This window comes from Amycolatopsis sp. 195334CR, assembly GCF_017309385.1.
GTDB lineage: Bacteria > Actinomycetota > Actinomycetes > Mycobacteriales > Pseudonocardiaceae > Amycolatopsis.
Genome location: NZ_JAFJMJ010000002.1, coordinates 2,999,681 through 3,014,498, shown reverse-complemented (window position 1 = coordinate 3,014,498; position 14,818 = coordinate 2,999,681). Strand labels below are relative to the sequence as shown.

The window sequence follows — 14,818 nt, the reverse complement described above, 5'->3', positions numbered from 1 at the left end:
CGTGCTCGACACCGCGACCCGGCCGGTCGCCCGCCCGCCCAAGGCCGTCGGCGTCGCCTGGACCCTGCTGATCATCAACACCCTGGGCTCGACCGGGGCGAAGACGGTGCTCCCGCTGCCGAGGTCGGTCAGCCAGCTGATCACCATGGGCTGCCTCGGGGTCGCGTTCCTGATCGCGCTCGCGTTGAACAGCAAGCTGCGCGTCCGGCCCAGCGCGTACCTCGCGCTGCTCTCGGTGCTCCTGGTGTCGAGCACGGTCGCGAGCCTGGACCTCGAAGGCGGATTCGGCGCGTTGTTCCGCTGCTTCCGCTTCGCGCTCTTCCTCGCCACGCTGTGGTTGCTGACGCGCTGGTGGGACGGTGGCACCGAGCTGGTCCGCCACCACATCCGCGCGTACACCGTGGTGCTGGTGACGGTGGTGATCGGGCTGGTGCTGAGCCCGGGCAACGCGATGCCGTTCGACTACGGCGGGCGGCTCACCGGCGCGCTGTGGCCGCTGACCCCGCCGCAGGTCGGCCAGTACGCGGCGATCGTCATCGGCCTGACCGTCCTGCTGTGGCTCGGCGGGCGGCTCGACCGGCGGACCGCGCTGCTGGTCATCATCCCGTCGCTCGGCATCCTGCTGCTGACCCACACCCGCACCGCCACGCTCGGCCTGGTGGCCGGGACGGTGGTCGCGCTGCTGTCGCAGTGGATGTCGAGTGCCCGCGCCCGCAAGGTGTTCACCGGCCTGGTCGTCACCGGGTTGCTGGTCACGGTGGTGCTGGGCGGGCTGGTGCAGGCGTGGTTCCTGCGCGGGCAGAGCGAGGAGAACTTCTCCAGCCTGACCGGCCGCGCCAAGGTGTGGGACGCGCTGCTGGCCGCGCCGCGCACGACGCTGGAGTACCTGTTCGGCGTCGGCCTGACCGACAAGTCCTACGACGGGCTGCCGATCGACAGCAGCTGGCTGGCGGTCTACCACGAGCAGGGCTACGTCGGCATCGTGCTCGTCGCGTCGTTCCTGCTGGTGCTGGTGGTGGTCGCGGTGCTGCGGCCACCCTCGCTCGCCCGTGCGTGCGCGATCTTCCTGATCACCTACTGCCTGTCCGCCTCCTTCACCGAGGCGGGCTTCGGCGACGCGTCGCCGTACCTGCTGCACCTGGCGCTGGCCGCGTCGCTGCTGGTCCGCCCGCCCGCCGAACCGAAGGAGACCGGGTGAAGGTCCTCGTGGTCCACAACCGCTACCGGGCCGAACAGCCGAGCGGGGAGAACAACGTCGTCGACCAGGAGGTCGCGCTGCTGGCCGGGGCCGGGCACGAGGTCGGCCTGTTCGAACGGCGCAGCGACGAGATCTCCGGGATGTCGCTGCCGCGCAAGGCCGCGGTGCCGCTGCGCGTGCCGTGGAACCGGGGGGTGCGGGCGGACCTCACGCGGCGCCTGCGCGAGGACCGGCCGGACGTGGTGCACATCCACAACACGTTCCCGCTGCTCTCGCCGTCCGTGCTGGCCGCGTGCGCCGACGCCGGTGTCCCGGCCGTCGCGACCCTGCACAACTACACGCAGATCTGTGCGCCCGGCACGTTGTACCGCGACGGGCACGTGTGCACCGACTGCGCCGGGCGCGCACCGCTCCCGGCGGTGCGGCACGGGTGCTACCGCGGTTCGGCGCTCGCGACCGTGCCGATGGCGGCGAGCCTGGTGCTCAACCGGAAGCGCTGGTGGTCCGGGGTCTCGCGGTTCTTCTGCATCTCGGCCGCGCAACGCGAGGTCCTGGTCGCCGCCGGGATGCCCGCATCCCGGCTCGTGGTGAAGCACAACTACGTGGAGGACCCGGGCCGGACGCGCACGGGCGCGGGGGAGCACGTGCTGTTCCTCGGCCGCATCACCGCGGAGAAGGGCGCCGGGCTGCTGATGACCGCGTGGGACCGGCTCGGCGGGATCGGCCTGCCGCTGGTGATCGCGGGCACCGGCCCGATGCAGGACGACGTGGCCCGCTGGGCACACGGCCGCGACGACGTGTCGTACGTGGGTCTCCAGTCCCAAGAGGAGTGCCGCGACCTGATCGCCCGCGCGAACACCGTCGTGGCCCCCTCGACCTGGCTGGAGACGTTCGGCCTGGTCATCGTCGAGGCGATGGCCGCCGGAGTGCCGACGGTCGCCGCCGCGCACGGCGCGTTCCGCGAACTCGTCGAGGACGGCGTCACCGGCCTGCTGCACGAGCCCGGGGATCCGGCGTCGCTCGCGGACCGGTTGCGGGAAGCGACCGGAGCGCGGAACCAGGAGATGGGGCGGGCCGCCCGGCTGGCCTACGAGAAGGGGTTCACCCCGGCGGTCGGCCTGGACCGGCTGGTCGGTGGGTACCGCGCTGCGATGGGAGTACCGGCCGAGTGAGCACCAGTCCGCCCGCGCTCCCGCCGCAGTCCAGGACGTCGTTGTCGGTCCTGGGCGCACTCGGTTTCCTCGTCGCGCTCGTGCTCGGCCTGCGTTATGCCGGGACGTCCGGCACGACCGGACCGGACGCGGCCCTGTTCGCCATGATCGACCGGGCGGAGGGGCTCACCCGGCAATGGGCCATCGTCATCGACTTCAGCGGCGAGCCGGTGGGCGCGGTGGTGGTCTTCGCGGCGCTCGGCCTCGCGTGCCTGCTGTTCCGCCGCCCCCGCACGGCGATACTGCTGGTGGTTTCCTGCACGGTGACGATCGCGCTGACCACCGGGCTGAAACCGCTGACCGGACGGTTGATCCACGGCGAGTTCCTGTCGTTCCCCAGCGGGCACACGGCGTTCCTGGTCACCATCGCGGCGGTGACCGGGCTGCTGGTGGTCGACGTGCGCGGGCTCGGCCCGCGTGCCGGGGCGTGGGTGCTGCTGGGGCTGGTCGCCCTGGGGGCGCTGGCGATGGGGTGGTCGCAGGTGGCGTTGCGGGCGCACTACCCGACCGACGTGCTCGCCGGGCTCGGGGTCGCGCTGGCCGTGCTCCCGGTGGCGGGCTGGGCGATCGACCGGGTGACCCGCGCCGACTCCACCTCGCGGGCCGCCGCGGGCGAGGGGGAGCCGGGTCACGGATGAACGCTTCAGCAGGTCTCCGTCTCGCCGAACACGCTGCACGTGTCCTGCGAATACGGCGCGGCCTGCCACTGCGCCGCGGTCAGCCGCCGTGAGGTGTCGTGGGCGACGAAGGACCACGGGCCGTAGTACTTGTTGTCGTACCACCGGTTGTGCTGGGTGAAGGTGACCGCCTCCGAGATCACCGAGCCCTTGTACGGCGACCACGACGGGAAGGTGCCGTAGTTCGACAGCACCGCCATCCGGCCGCACATGTTCAGGCAGCCTTCGAGCGCGGAGTCGAACTCGAAGGTGTTGTCGTACACCGAAACCCGCTGCGTCTTCCAGCGGCAGTCACCGTAGAGCGGTTCACTGGCGATGGCCGGCGCGGAACAGGTGGAGGTCGGCGAGACCAGTGCCGTGCAGGACAGCACCGAGGTGTTCGCCGGGCTGTTGCAGAACCGGTCCGCGTTCTCCCACAGGGTGATCCCCGACCAGTTGTCGGAGAACATGTTGCCCCGGATCACGATGCCGCCGGTCCGGGCCGGGAGCCGGGGTTCCCCGCCGGACTCGCTGATGTAGACCGAGGCGACCGGGAAGTTGTCGCCCTTGGCGGCGCGGTTGCGGCCCTGGACCAGCGCGTTGCGCCGGAAGGTGTTCCCGGTCAGCTCCAGGTTGTAGGAGATCTCGTAGAACAGCCCCTCGGAGGCGTTGTCCTCGATCAGGTTGCCCTCCACCACGAAGTCGTTGTTGTTCGTGTCGGCCCAGAGCCCGACCCCGTGGTTGTGGTGCACCCAGTTGCCGATGATGTCGGCCCCGTCGACGGCCCAGAACTTCGCGCCGCCGCTGCACCCGCAGCCCGGGATCTGGGTTTCCCAGTCACCGGTGTTGTTGCCGGTGATCTCGTTGCCCTGGATGAGCAGGCCGGTGATCCCGCCCGCGGTCCGGTAGGCGTTGATGCCGTACTGGCCGTTGTCGCGCAGGCAGTTGTCCAGCACCTGCTGGCCCGCGCCGGCCATCAGCGCCGCGCCCTCGTTCTGCTCGATCACGTTCCCTTCGATGATCCAGCGTTCGCCGGAGTCGTGGTTGACCACGCCCTGGTCCCGTTCCGCGACGAAGCCGCGGATGGTGAGCCCGCGGATCACCACGTCCTTGGCCGGCGTGGTGAAGGCCGCGCGGTTGATCCCGCGCCCGTCGAGCACCGCGCCCGGCGCGCCGAGGTAGACGTTGCCGTCCTTCGGCATCACCTGGCCGAACTGGTCCGGACTGAGCGTGTGCGTGCCGGGGGCCAGCCAGAACGTCGAGCCCGCCGGGCGCTGCATGGTGCGGCTGGTCAGGTCGGTCCCCGGCTGGACGATCTCGGCCCCGGCCGGCGCGGTGGGCACCCCGACGGTGGTGCCGCACACGCCCGCCGCCAGGATCTGGGGGGCTTCCGGGGTCTCGGGGACCGCCACCGCCGCCGACGCGACGGTGACCTGGAGCAGTAACACCGACAGCGCGAGCGGGAGCACGCGCGAGCCGGCCGAACGATCTCTGAACCCGAACTTCATACCCTTCTCCGAAATACCGGCTTCACCGGACGGCCACCCAGCCACGGTGCCGGGTCATCCGCGTCGAGTGCTTTGCGGTACACAAGACAAGCCTGCGCGACCACGTCGACCGTCCGGTCGATGTCTTCTTCGGACAGTGCGCCGCTGACCACGAACGACGGCCCGAGGACCCCGCCCGTGAGCAGCTGCCGCAGGAACAAGGTGCGGTAGTCCTGCGACGGTTTCCCCTCCGCGTCGAGCGTGGCGAAGACGAGGTTGCTCGCCCGGCCGCGCACGACGACGTTCTCCGCGACCCCCGCCGAGGCCGCGACCTCCCGGACCCCGGCGGCGAGCCGTGCGCCGAGCTGGTGCAGCCGCGCCGAGACGCCCTCTTCGGTGTAGGTCTCCATGACCGCGATCGCCGCGGCCAGCGAGTGCGTCTCGGCGCCGTGCGTGGTGGACAGCAGGAAAACGCGGTCCCGGTCGGTGCGCAGCCCGCCGAGTTCCATCAACTCCCGCTTGCCCGCCAGGGCCGAGACGGCGAACCCGTTGCCGAGCGCCTTGCCGAAGGTCGACAGGTCCGGCGTCACCCCGTAGAGGCCCTGCGCGCCCGCCTCGGACCAGCGGAAACCCGTGATCATCTCGTCGAACACCAGCACGCAGCCGTACCGGTCGGCCAGCGCGCGCAGGCCGGCGAGGTAGCCGTCGGGTGGCTCGACCTGGTTGGCGGCCTCCAGCACCAGGCAGGCGACCCGCCCGGCGTGCTCCCGCAGGAGCTCCTCGGTGGCCGGGAGGTCGCCGTAGGGGAACGACACGGTCAGGTCCGCGATCGCCCCGGGCACCCCGGCCGACATCGGCGTGGTGCCGATGAACCAGTCGTCGATGGAGAAGAAGGCGTGGTCCCGGCAGAGCGCCACCAGCGGCCTGCCGGTGGCCGCCCTGGCCAGCTTGACCGCCGCGGTGGTGGCGTCGGAGCCGTTCTTGGCGAACTTGACCATCTCCGCGGTGGGCACGGTGGCCAGGAACCGCTCGGCCGCCTTCTCCTCCACAATGGACGGGCGGACGAAGTTGGCGCCCCGGTCGAGCTCGCGGCGGGCGGCCTCGGTGACCCTCGGGTGGACGTGGCCGAGGCTGACCGCGCGCAACCCCGAGCCGTATTCGAGGTACTCGTTGCCGTCGACGTCCCAGACGCGCGCGCCGCGCCCGTGCGAGATGACCGGCGCCAGGTGCTCGGGGTACTGGTCCTCGCCCTTGGCGTAGGTGTGCGCGCCACCGGGGATCATCGCGTGCAGGCGCTCGTTGGCCAGGGCGGATCGGGGCAGGTGCACCGGGCTCACCTCTTCAGTACCTGGGCGAGCGGGGGTGCCTGGCGGTCCCGCTCGGAGATCAGCGACACCGGGAGCGGCCAGCGGATGGCCAGTTCGGCGTCGTCGTGGGCGATGGCCAGGTCCTCGGCGGGGTCGTGCGCGCGGTCGATCCGGTAGGAGACGTCGGCGATCTCGGTGAGCGCCTGGAACCCGTGCGCGCATCCCGCCGGGATGTACAGGGAGACCTGGGTTTCGCCGGACAGCTCGAAGTTCGCCTTGCCGAGGAAGGTCGGCGAATCCGGCCGCACGTCGACCACGACGTCGAACACCGCGCCCGACGAGCACCGGACCAGCTTCGCCTCACCGCGGCCCGCGCGCAGGTGCAGGCCGCGCACCACGCCCTTCCGGGTCCGGGACACGCTGTCCTGGACGAACCCGTCCGGATCGATCCCGGCCGAGCGCACCACGTCGGCGTCGAACGTGCGGCAGAAGAAGCCGCGCTCGTCGAGGTGCGGGGTCGGTTCGAACAGGTACGCGCCCGCGATGGCGGGCACCGGGATCGCCTTCACCGGACTCCCTCCGGCAGGAAGGCCGCCGACAGCTCGGCGAACTGCGCCTCCAGCAGCCGCGTCTGCTCGGCACCGCGTTCCGCCAGGGTCCGGCGCAGCTCGTCCGCCCGGTCTTCGAGCTCGGTGAACCGGCTGAGCAGGTCGTCGACCTCGATGTCCCGGACCGGGCGGCAGAACTCGCCGAGGCCCAGCTGCGTCATCAGGACGTCGTTCTTGGTGGCGTACCCGAGGGACAAGGTGGGTTTCGCGAGCTTCAGCGCGCACAGCACGTTGTGGTACCGGGTGGCGACCACCGTTTCCACCGCCGCCATCGCCCGCATCAGCTCGTCCAATGTGGATGTCTTCGGAGCGGACAGAAGCGGTGAGCGGAGTTCGGCGATGATCTCGTCGGCCACCTGGCGGTCGGCCTGGTCCCCGATGAAAAGGCGGACTTGGCGGCCGTCGCCGAGCAGCTTGGCGACGAACCGGGTCATGGTGTCCACATAGGAGTCGTACAGTTCGCCGGCACGCGGGCGGTCGTCGTTCCCGCCGTGGTACGCCATCACGCCGACGCCGACCGAACGGGGCACCACCGCTTCCGCGGGCACGGGAAGGGCGAAGGCTAGATCGGGGTAGACCCGATCCGCGGTGACGTCCACGCCCAGCACGCGCACCGCCTCGCGCGAAGGTTCGTCCCGATAGGACCGGTACGACGCCAGCCGCGCCGCCCAGCCGAAGATCGACCGGGTGGCCCGGTGGCCGCTCGCGCTGGCCCCGACGCTGACCAGCGCCACCTTGGTGCCGACGAGCCTGCCCGAGGCCGACAGCAACAGCAGGGAGTACGGGAACCCCCAGGGGCGCAAGGGGAGCGTCGATTCGAGCACACCCATGCCCGGCACGATCACCAGATCCTGCCGCCGCACCCAGGCCGCCGTGCGCCCGATGTCGACTACCTTGCCCAGCGCCTTCGCGACGAGGGCGCCCGGCCCCGAGGCCGTCCGGTACTCCCGCGAGTACCAGTGCAACGCCGTCGTTTCGAGCTCGTACCGCGACGCGACCACCTCCGGACCACCGCACATCACGCTGATCCGGGCGTCCGGGTGGTTCGCGCGCAGGTAGCCGAGCACCGCTTCGAAGGAACCGTCGTTACCGAGGTTCCCGGAGCCGAGCAGCCCGAACAGCCCGATCCTGGCCGGCGGCATCACCGGACCCGGCCCTCCTGGCCGGGCACGACCGAGACCACCGACACCTGGCGCGGCCCGAGTTCCGCGGTGGCCTGGATCGGCATCTTGCCCATGGCCGGGTTGCCCGCCCGGCTGAGCAGCCACTGCCGCAGGTACCGGTAGCACTCGCGCTTGTCCGCGTCGGAGATCGGCGCGCGCCGGATCGCCTTGACGTAGCCCAGCACGTACTCGCCGAGCAGGCGGACCATCGGGTGGCGCAGCCGGTTCGCCCGCTTCGGGTCGAGGTTGCTGGCGCGCTTGCGCACGGTCGGGTACTCGTGCTCGGACCGGCCGGGGTGGTCGCGGCGGAAGTACAGCCAGTCGGGCACCTGGTGGAACGGGCCGTGCAGGGCCAGCTCGGAGATGATCGTGCGGTCCGCGTGGTGGTAGCTGTCCAGCGGCGCGACCCGGCGCAGCACCTCGGTGCGGATGACCGCCCCGTCGTCGTCCCCGCCGGGGGCGAACAGCGTGCTGCGGAAGCGTTCCGGGGCTCGCGGCGAGTTGGTGACGAGCGGGTATTCGAGCGCCTGCGTGACCACCGCGTGCTCGTCGATCATCGCCGTCCACGAGTGCGACAGCACGTACTCCGGGTGCTCGTCCAGCGCTTCGACGCAGCGTTCGAGCAGGTCGCGGGCGTAGAGGTCGTCGTCGGAAGCCCATTTGAACAGCTCACCGCGGGCGACGTCGACCAGGTAGTTGTGGTTGGGCGCGCAGCCGATGTTGACCGGCTGGCGCACGTAGCGCACGCGGGGGTCCCGCTTCGCGTACGCGCGGCAGATCTCCTCGGTCGCGTCCACCGAGGCGTTGTCCGAGATGATCAGTTCGAAGTTGTCGTAGGTCTGGCCGAGGAGTGCCTCCAGCGCTTCGGCGAGGTAGTCCTCGCCGTTGTAGACCGGGAGCCCGATGCTCAGCCGAGGCGCGGTGCTCATGACGTCCCCATTTCTTCCTTCTCCGAAGTCCGGCGTTCCTTGAGTGCGGTGTGGAGCTGGTGCCACCACACCGCCGAGCCGCTGGTGACCGCCAGCGCGACCCCCCAGGCGGATCCGGGCGCCCCGGCCAAGAAGGCGCCGATGAGACCGAAACCGACGTAGGCCGCGGAGGCGATCAGCTGGGCCCGCAGGCTCCGCTTCGCCGCACCGAGCGCCCGCAGCCCGGCGGCGGCCCCGGTGGTGAACCCGGCCGCGGCGATGCCGATGGTGACCGGCACGATCAGGCTCGACGCGGGCGCCCAGACGTCACCGAGCACGAACCGGCCCGCCCCGTCCGGGATCAGCAGCAGCGCCAGGCCCCAGAGCAGGGCGGCGGCCGACTGCCCGGCCCCGAGCACGGCGCAGAAGTGCCGAAGGCGGTGCGGTGCCCGTTGCAGCACCCGCGCGCTTTCGGCCACGGTGACCAGGGAAAGCCCCATCAGCAGGGCGAGGAACGGGCCGAGCAGCAGTTCCGCGCCGCGCACCGCGCCGACGCTCGCCAGCCCGGCGATCGCGCCGAGGCCGTACATCCGCAGTTGCGCCGAGCCGCTGTTGCTGACGTTCTCGATCAGGTACCGGGTGCCGAGGTCGCGGTGCCGCTTGAGCCAGTCGAGCGCACCACGCGGATCCGGGCGGACCCCGGCCTGCAGGCAGCCATACGCCGCGGCGACCGCGCCCGAGAGGCCCCAGGCCAGGATGAACGCGGCGGAGGTGTCGTGTTCCTTGGCCAGGTACAGCGCCGGGATCAGCGCGACACCCCAGACCACGTCGTTGACGAAGGCCTTCCGGCCGTGTCCGGCGGCGAAGAAGGCGAACCGCCAGGCGTCCTGGAGCAACAGGGCCGGGATGACGACGCCGAGCGCGACGAACGCCTTGCCGGGGCTCCCGCCCACGAGCAGACCGGCCCCCACGCTGACGGCGCTCGCCGCGAGTCCCGCGGTGAGCGCCGTTCCGGTCGCCTGCCTGGTCGCGCCGCGCCAGGCGTCGGCGGACACCCCGGAGAACCGCACCATCAGCGGGTCGGTGCCCAGGCCGCGCGAAAGGTTGAGCACCACGCCGTAGCTGACCCAGGCGAGGCTGAACATGCCGAACGCGCTGGTCCCGAGCGACCGCGCGACGTAGAGGCCGACCGCGAAGTTGGTCAGGCTGGAGACGGCCTGGTCGCCCAGCCCCCAGCTGAGCCGCCCGGCCATCGCCCGCGCGGCCCGGGAGCGCAGGATCGACCGCATCCGCCTCACTCCCCGAGCAATCCCGCGCCCCGCAGCGCGTCAGCGGCGGCGGCGACGGAGTCGAAGGGCAGCCCGGACCGCTCGGCGATGTCGAGCAGGCTGTGCTCGCCATCGGAGACGTTGAGCACCCAGAGCATCGCCAGCTGCGCCTGCTTGGCGTCGCTTCGGCCGCCGAGCGAGTCGTACAGCCCGCGCTTGCCGAGCTGCGGTTCGCCGTAGGGGCTGAGGTTGACGTAGGTGCGGTCGCGATCGAACACCGCCTGGGCGTCCAGCAGGACCTGGAGGGTTTCTTCCATCGCCTCGGTGGAGAGGAAGTCCGGGTTGTCGGCCGAGGTGTGGTACTCGGGATAACCCGCGTACGGCGTCCTGGTCAGGGAACCGACGCCGAGGTTGAAGCCGGGGGAGCAGAACTGGCGCTCGTCGTAGCCGTACGGCGAGAAGTCGAGGACCGTGTGGGAGCGGCCGGACAGCACGTGCTCCAGCACGCGGTCGATCTCGGCGTTCCCCCGGCGGCTTCGCTTGTAGGTCAGCGATCCCGGGTCCCCGGCGCACGCCAGCACCAGTCCCGCCTTGACCAGGCCGATGCGGGCGCTGTTGCGCGCGAGCCAGGTGATCGCGCCGATCGTGCCGGGCATGAACAGGAACCGGTAGGTGTAGTAGGGGTTCACCAGGCGCTGGGCGAACGCGGCGGCGATGGCGATGCCGGCGAGGTTGTCGTTGGCCAGCGAGGGGTGGCAGGTGTGGCAGGAGATGAGCACCTCTTCGGCGACCCGGCCCGGCACCACGTGCTCGGCGTAGGTCAGGCTGCCGTCGTCCAAAGTGGAATCTACGCACACCTCGTAGTCCCCGTCGGGCAGTGCGTCGAGCACCTCCTGCGCCAGGCAGAAACCCCATTCCGGCGCGTAGTAGCTGGTCCGGTACGGCACCCAGGCCGGGTGCTCGGGCAGCGTGTGCAGGTGCTCGCGCAGTTCGGCCAGCGGCATCGTCCGCGACACCGGCACGCTGTAGCCGACCACGTGCAGGTTCGACTCGCGGAAGTCGATCACGCGCCGGCCGGTGACGTCCTTGACGTAGGCGTCGCGGATGTTCCACTCCCGCGGCACGGTCCAGTCCAGCACCCGGGTGCCGGTGGGGACCTCGTGGACCGCGAGCGGCAGGTGCTCGCCGAGCACGTCCAGCGTGCGGCGCACCCCGTCGCCGGTGATGCTGCGGCAGAACGGGTACAGGCGCTCGACCAGTTTGCGCAGGTCGGCGCCGGAGTCCAGGGCCCGGTAGGTGGTCACCGATTCACCGCTGTCGGAGGGTTTCGTCGAGTTCGCCCGCCCGCGCCCGCGCCTTGAGCGTGTTCAGCCGGGTGAAGAGCAGCTGGAAGTCCCGTTCGGTGAGGTCGTGGCGCCGGTAGGCGTGGATCAGTTCGAGCGCGCCGTCCTTGACCGACCAGTCGCAGTCGAAGCCGGGGACCGCCGCACGGAACCGGGCGAAGTCGACGCGGTAGGAGCGTGGATCGGCGCCGGATTCGCCGGTGATCCGCAGGATCGAGCCCGGTACGGCCTCGACCACCTGCTCGGCGATCTCGGCCACGGTCACGTTGTTCCGCTCGGTGCCGATGTTGAACGCCTTGCCGTGCACGGCCTCCTTCGGCGCCGTCAGCGCCGCGGTGAAGGCACGCGCGATGTCCTTGGCGTGCACCAGCGGACGCCACGGCGTGCCGTCCGAGAGCACCAGGACCTCGCCGGAAACGTGGGCGTGGGCGGTGAGGTTGTTCAGCACGATGTCCGCGCGCAGCCGGGGCGAGAAGCCGAACGCGGTGGCGTTGCGCAGGAACACGGGGGAGAAGTCGTCGTCGGCGAGCGCGTGGACGTCGTCCTCGACCCGCACCTTCGACTCGGCGTACGGCGTCACCGGGCGAAGCGGCGCGTCCTCGTCGACCAGGCCGTCGTTGCTCGAAGCGCCGTAGACCGAGCAGGTGGAGGCGTAGAGGAACCGGCGGACGCCCGCCTCCTTCGCCAGCCGCGCGAGCCGGACGGACGCGTGGTGGTTGATGTCGTAGGTCAGCTCCGGCGCCAGCGACCCGAGCGGGTCGTTGGACAACGCCGCGAGGTGGATCACGGCGTCCACATCGGACAGGTGCGCGGTGGTGACGTCGCGCAGGTCCACCTCGTGGCCGTCGGGGTCCTTCGGCGGCGGCCCCAATACGCAGGCGTCGAAGAGGCCCGAGTCGAGTCCGGTCACCTCGTGGCCGGCTTCGGCCAGCACCGGGGCCATCACCGTGCCCAGGTAGCCCTTGTGCCCGGTCAGCAGCACGCGCATGCGGTCAGCCTTTCGCGGTGAGGTCGAGCGCCAGTTTCTTGAGGTCGAACGCTTCCGCGTACCGGTGCCCGCATTCGATGCCGCGGATCCGAGCCAGGCCGAGGAAGGCTTCGCGGTCGTACCAGGGGCGGTGCCGCTGCGAGGGGTAGTGCTCGTGCAGCAGGCGGACCTTCTGCTCCGCGCGCTCGGGGGAGAGCGGGACGTAGGCCTCGGGCCGGCCCAGATCGCCGTCCCACTTGACGATCTCGTACTCCAGTTGCAGGTGCGTGCGGAAGACCGTCGGCACCAGCCGGGCCAAGCCGCGGTGGTCCTGGTGGGCGTCGGCCGTGCGCGGGGAGAGGACCAGGTCCGGATCGGTGCGCCGGCGCAGGTCCTCCAGCCCGTTCTTGGCTTCCTCCCAGTGCGCGGGGAATCGGCCGTCGGGCAGTTTGAGCACGGTGACGCCGAGGTCGGCGCCCGAGCAGAAGGCGGTGAGCGCGGCGCGTTCCTCCGCTTCGCGCTCGGTGCCGCCGCCGGACAGGGCCAGCGCGTCGACCCGGATGCCGGGGTGCTCGGCGCAGATGGTCAGCAGGGTGCCGCCGGCTCCGATGGCGATGTCGTCGCAGTGCGCGCCGAGCGCGACGATCCGCCGGAGCCTGCCGGTGCCGAGTCCGATCACGCGATGCCCGCCGGCTCGTGCTCCCACAGCGCCCAGGGCCGGTCGCCGTGGGTGTAGGCGTTGTCCAGTTGGACCCGTTCCTTGACCGTGTCGGTCGGCTTCCAGAACCCGCGGTAGGGGTAGGCGAGCAGCCTGCCGCGCTTGGCCAGCTCACCGCAGCCGTCGGCGACCAGGTCGCCCCCGGGCGGGATGTGCTCGAAAACCTCCTGGCGCAGCACGAAGTAGCCGCCGTTCTCCCACAGCGGCATGTCGCTGACCGGGGTCAGCGCGCCGATCCGGCCGCCTTCGTCCATCTCCACGCAGTGGAACGACGACTGCGGCGGCACCACCATCATCGAGGCACCGGCGTCGGCGGCGGAGAACCGCTCGATCATCTCCGGCAGCGGGGCGTCGGTGAGCACGTCGGCGTAGTTGGCGAGGAACATCTCGTCGCCGCCGAGGTGCGGGCGGACCCGGCGCAGCCGCTCGCCGATGGCCGATTCGAGGCCGGTGTGCACGAACGAGATCGACCAGTCGGAGATGTCGGTGGACAGCAGTTCCGCCTTGCCGTCCCGCAGGACGAAGTCGTTGGACGCGGTTTCCCGGTAGTCGAGGAAGAACTCCTTGATGTGGTGCGCGCCGTAACCGAGGCACAGGATGAACTCGGTGTGCCCGAAGTGCGCGTAGTAGCGCATCACGTGCCAGATCAGCGGTCTCGGGCCGACCATGGCCATCGGCTTGGGTACGTCGGACGCGTCACCGTTGCGCATCCGCATGCCGTACCCGCCGCAGAAGAGGACTACCTTCACGACTTCACCTCGACGATTTCCAGGTGCGGGATGGGGAAGAGGAGTTTTCCGCCCCAGTCGCCGACGAAGGCCAGCTGGGCGGTCAGTTCGGTGCGCAGGTTCCACGGGAGGACGAGCACGTAGTCGGGCTGGTCCTCGGCGATGCGCTCCGGGGGCAGGACGGGGATCCGGGTGCCGGGGGTGTACCGGCCGTGCTTGTAGGGATTGCGGTCGACGGTGTAGGGCAGCAGGTCCGGCCGGATACCGCAGTGGTTCAGCAGCGTGTTGCCCTTGCCGGGCGCGCCGTAGCCGACCACGGTCCGGCCGTCGAGCGCCGCGTCGACGAGGAACTTGGTCAGCTCCAGCCGGACCTTCTTGACCCGCTCGGCGAACTCGGTGTAGCCGGACAGTTCGTGCAGCCCGGCCGCCTTCTCGGCGTCGAGCACCTCGGTCATCCGGCGGCTCGGCTCACCGGCGGCCGCGTCCGGGCGCGCCCAGAGGCGGATCGAGCCGCCGTGCGTCGGCAGGAGTTCGACGTCCACAACGGACAGACCGCCGGACGCCAGCGCCCGGCGCGCCGATTCCACCGTGTAGTACTGGAAGTGCTCGTGGTAGATGGTGTCGTACTGGTTCCGCTGGATCAGCGTGAGCAGGTGCTGCACCTCGATGCTGACCCAGCCGTCGTCGGCGACGAGGGCACGCAGCCCGTGGGTGAACCCGGTGATGTCCGGGATGTGCGCGTAGACGTTGTTGGCCACCACCAGGTCGGCGGGGCCGTGCTCCTCGCGGACCTCGCGCCCGGTTTCCGGGCCGAGGAAAGCGGTTCTGGTCGGCACCCCGGCCGACCGCGCGGCCTCGCCCACGTTCACCGACGGTTCCACGCCCAGGCACCGGATCCGCCGCGCCACCACGTGCCGCAAAAGGTAACCGTCATTGCTGGCGACCTCGACGACAAAGGAGGAATCGCCGAGACCGAGCCGGGAAACGGCGTCGTCGACGAACGCACCGGCGTGCTCCACCCAGGAGGCGGAATACGACGAGAAATAGGCGTATTCGGTGAAAGTATCTTCGGGGGAGATCAACGGCGGGAGCTGCGCGAGCCAGCAGTCGGTGCACACCAGGAGGTGCAGGGGATAGGCCGGTTCCGGTTCACCGAGCTGTTCCTCGGTCAGGAACCGTTCGCACGGCGGCGTCGCGCCGAGGTCGACGACGCTGGCGAGGTGGGCCGAGCCGCAGAGACGGCAGGTGATCATCGA

General features: G+C 70.9%; 14 protein-coding genes. 3 read left to right on the top strand and 11 right to left on the bottom strand.

Annotated elements, in window-relative coordinates:
* Position 1: 1 nt before the first annotated feature.
* Genes JYK18_RS36785 through JYK18_RS36775 form a run of 3 tightly spaced genes read left to right on the top strand, consistent with a single transcriptional unit; the run spans position 2 to position 3,047 of the window.
* On the top strand, positions 2-1,198 hold the full coding sequence (locus JYK18_RS36785) for an O-antigen ligase domain-containing protein (protein ID WP_206808013.1): 1,197 nt from the start codon (positions 2-4) through the stop codon (positions 1,196-1,198).
* Entirely contained in the window at positions 1,195-2,370 is a 1,176-nt protein-coding gene (locus JYK18_RS36780; protein ID WP_206808012.1) for a glycosyltransferase, read from the top strand. Before JYK18_RS36785 ends, JYK18_RS36780 begins: the two co-directional genes overlap by 4 nt.
* A complete protein-coding gene (locus JYK18_RS36775; RefSeq protein WP_206808011.1) occupies positions 2,367-3,047 on the top strand; it encodes a phosphatase PAP2 family protein in 681 nt (226 codons plus the stop codon). Before JYK18_RS36780 ends, JYK18_RS36775 begins: the two co-directional genes overlap by 4 nt.
* A gap of 5 nt (positions 3,048-3,052) precedes the next feature.
* Here the strand turns inward: JYK18_RS36775 and JYK18_RS36770 are convergent, their stop codons facing one another.
* From JYK18_RS36770 to JYK18_RS36720, 11 genes are read right to left on the bottom strand one after another with little or no spacing between them, the layout of a single operon-like run.
* Positions 3,053-4,573 (bottom strand): right-handed parallel beta-helix repeat-containing protein, encoded by a 1,521-nt coding sequence (locus JYK18_RS36770; RefSeq protein ID WP_206808010.1) that lies wholly within the window; start codon positions 4,571-4,573, stop codon positions 3,053-3,055.
* Complete coding sequence (locus JYK18_RS36765; RefSeq protein WP_206808009.1) at positions 4,570-5,889, bottom strand: glutamate-1-semialdehyde 2,1-aminomutase; 1,320 nt, start codon at positions 5,887-5,889, stop codon at positions 4,570-4,572. Before JYK18_RS36765 ends, JYK18_RS36770 begins: the two co-directional genes overlap by 4 nt.
* Positions 5,886-6,428 carry a dTDP-4-dehydrorhamnose 3,5-epimerase family protein gene (locus JYK18_RS36760; RefSeq protein ID WP_206808008.1) on the bottom strand — a complete coding sequence of 181 codons (543 nt, stop codon included), beginning with the start codon at positions 6,426-6,428 and terminating at the stop codon, positions 5,886-5,888. The genes JYK18_RS36765 and JYK18_RS36760 overlap by 4 nt, the downstream gene beginning before the upstream one ends.
* On the bottom strand, positions 6,425-7,612 hold the full coding sequence (locus JYK18_RS36755; RefSeq protein ID WP_307796214.1) for a polysaccharide pyruvyl transferase family protein: 1,188 nt from the start codon (positions 7,610-7,612) through the stop codon (positions 6,425-6,427). Before JYK18_RS36755 ends, JYK18_RS36760 begins: the two co-directional genes overlap by 4 nt.
* A complete protein-coding gene (locus tag JYK18_RS36750) occupies positions 7,609-8,559 on the bottom strand; it encodes a glycosyltransferase family 2 protein (protein WP_206808006.1) in 951 nt (316 codons plus the stop codon). Before JYK18_RS36750 ends, JYK18_RS36755 begins: the two co-directional genes overlap by 4 nt.
* Positions 8,556-9,827, bottom strand: a complete 1,272-nt coding sequence (locus JYK18_RS36745) for a hypothetical protein (RefSeq protein WP_206808005.1) — start codon at positions 9,825-9,827, stop codon at positions 8,556-8,558. The genes JYK18_RS36750 and JYK18_RS36745 overlap by 4 nt, the downstream gene beginning before the upstream one ends.
* Before the next feature lie 5 nt (positions 9,828-9,832).
* On the bottom strand, positions 9,833-11,110 hold the full coding sequence (locus tag JYK18_RS36740) for a DUF4910 domain-containing protein (RefSeq protein WP_307796213.1): 1,278 nt from the start codon (positions 11,108-11,110) through the stop codon (positions 9,833-9,835).
* Positions 11,111-11,114: 4 nt separating this feature from the next.
* Positions 11,115-12,137 (bottom strand): NAD(P)-dependent oxidoreductase, encoded by a 1,023-nt coding sequence (locus JYK18_RS36735; protein ID WP_206808004.1) that lies wholly within the window; start codon positions 12,135-12,137, stop codon positions 11,115-11,117.
* Positions 12,138-12,141: 4 nt separating this feature from the next.
* Positions 12,142-12,795: a PIG-L deacetylase family protein gene (locus JYK18_RS36730; protein WP_206808003.1), complete on the bottom strand. Its 654-nt coding sequence runs from the start codon at positions 12,793-12,795 to the stop codon at positions 12,142-12,144.
* On the bottom strand, positions 12,792-13,583 hold the full coding sequence (locus JYK18_RS36725; RefSeq protein ID WP_206808002.1) for a glucose-1-phosphate cytidylyltransferase: 792 nt from the start codon (positions 13,581-13,583) through the stop codon (positions 12,792-12,794). Before JYK18_RS36725 ends, JYK18_RS36730 begins: the two co-directional genes overlap by 4 nt.
* A complete protein-coding gene (locus tag JYK18_RS36720) occupies positions 13,580-14,815 on the bottom strand; it encodes a class I SAM-dependent methyltransferase (protein WP_206808001.1) in 1,236 nt (411 codons plus the stop codon). Before JYK18_RS36720 ends, JYK18_RS36725 begins: the two co-directional genes overlap by 4 nt.
* Positions 14,816-14,818: the final 3 nt, after the last annotated feature.

What these genes read in the sequence shown, in the direction of transcription:
- JYK18_RS36735 (WP_206808004.1), bottom strand. Translation starts at nt 12,137, where the DNA reads ATGCGCGTGCTGCTGACCGGGCACAAGGGCTACCTGGGCACGGTGATG.
- JYK18_RS36745 (WP_206808005.1), bottom strand. Translation starts at nt 9,827, where the DNA reads ATGCGGTCGATCCTGCGCTCCCGGGCCGCGCGGGCGATGGCCGGGCGG.
- JYK18_RS36770 (WP_206808010.1), bottom strand. Translation starts at nt 4,573, where the DNA reads ATGAAGTTCGGGTTCAGAGATCGTTCGGCCGGCTCGCGCGTGCTCCCG.
- JYK18_RS36750 (WP_206808006.1), bottom strand. Translation starts at nt 8,559, where the DNA reads ATGAGCACCGCGCCTCGGCTGAGCATCGGGCTCCCGGTCTACAACGGC.
- JYK18_RS36720 (WP_206808001.1), bottom strand. Translation starts at nt 14,815, where the DNA reads ATGATCACCTGCCGTCTCTGCGGCTCGGCCCACCTCGCCAGCGTCGTC.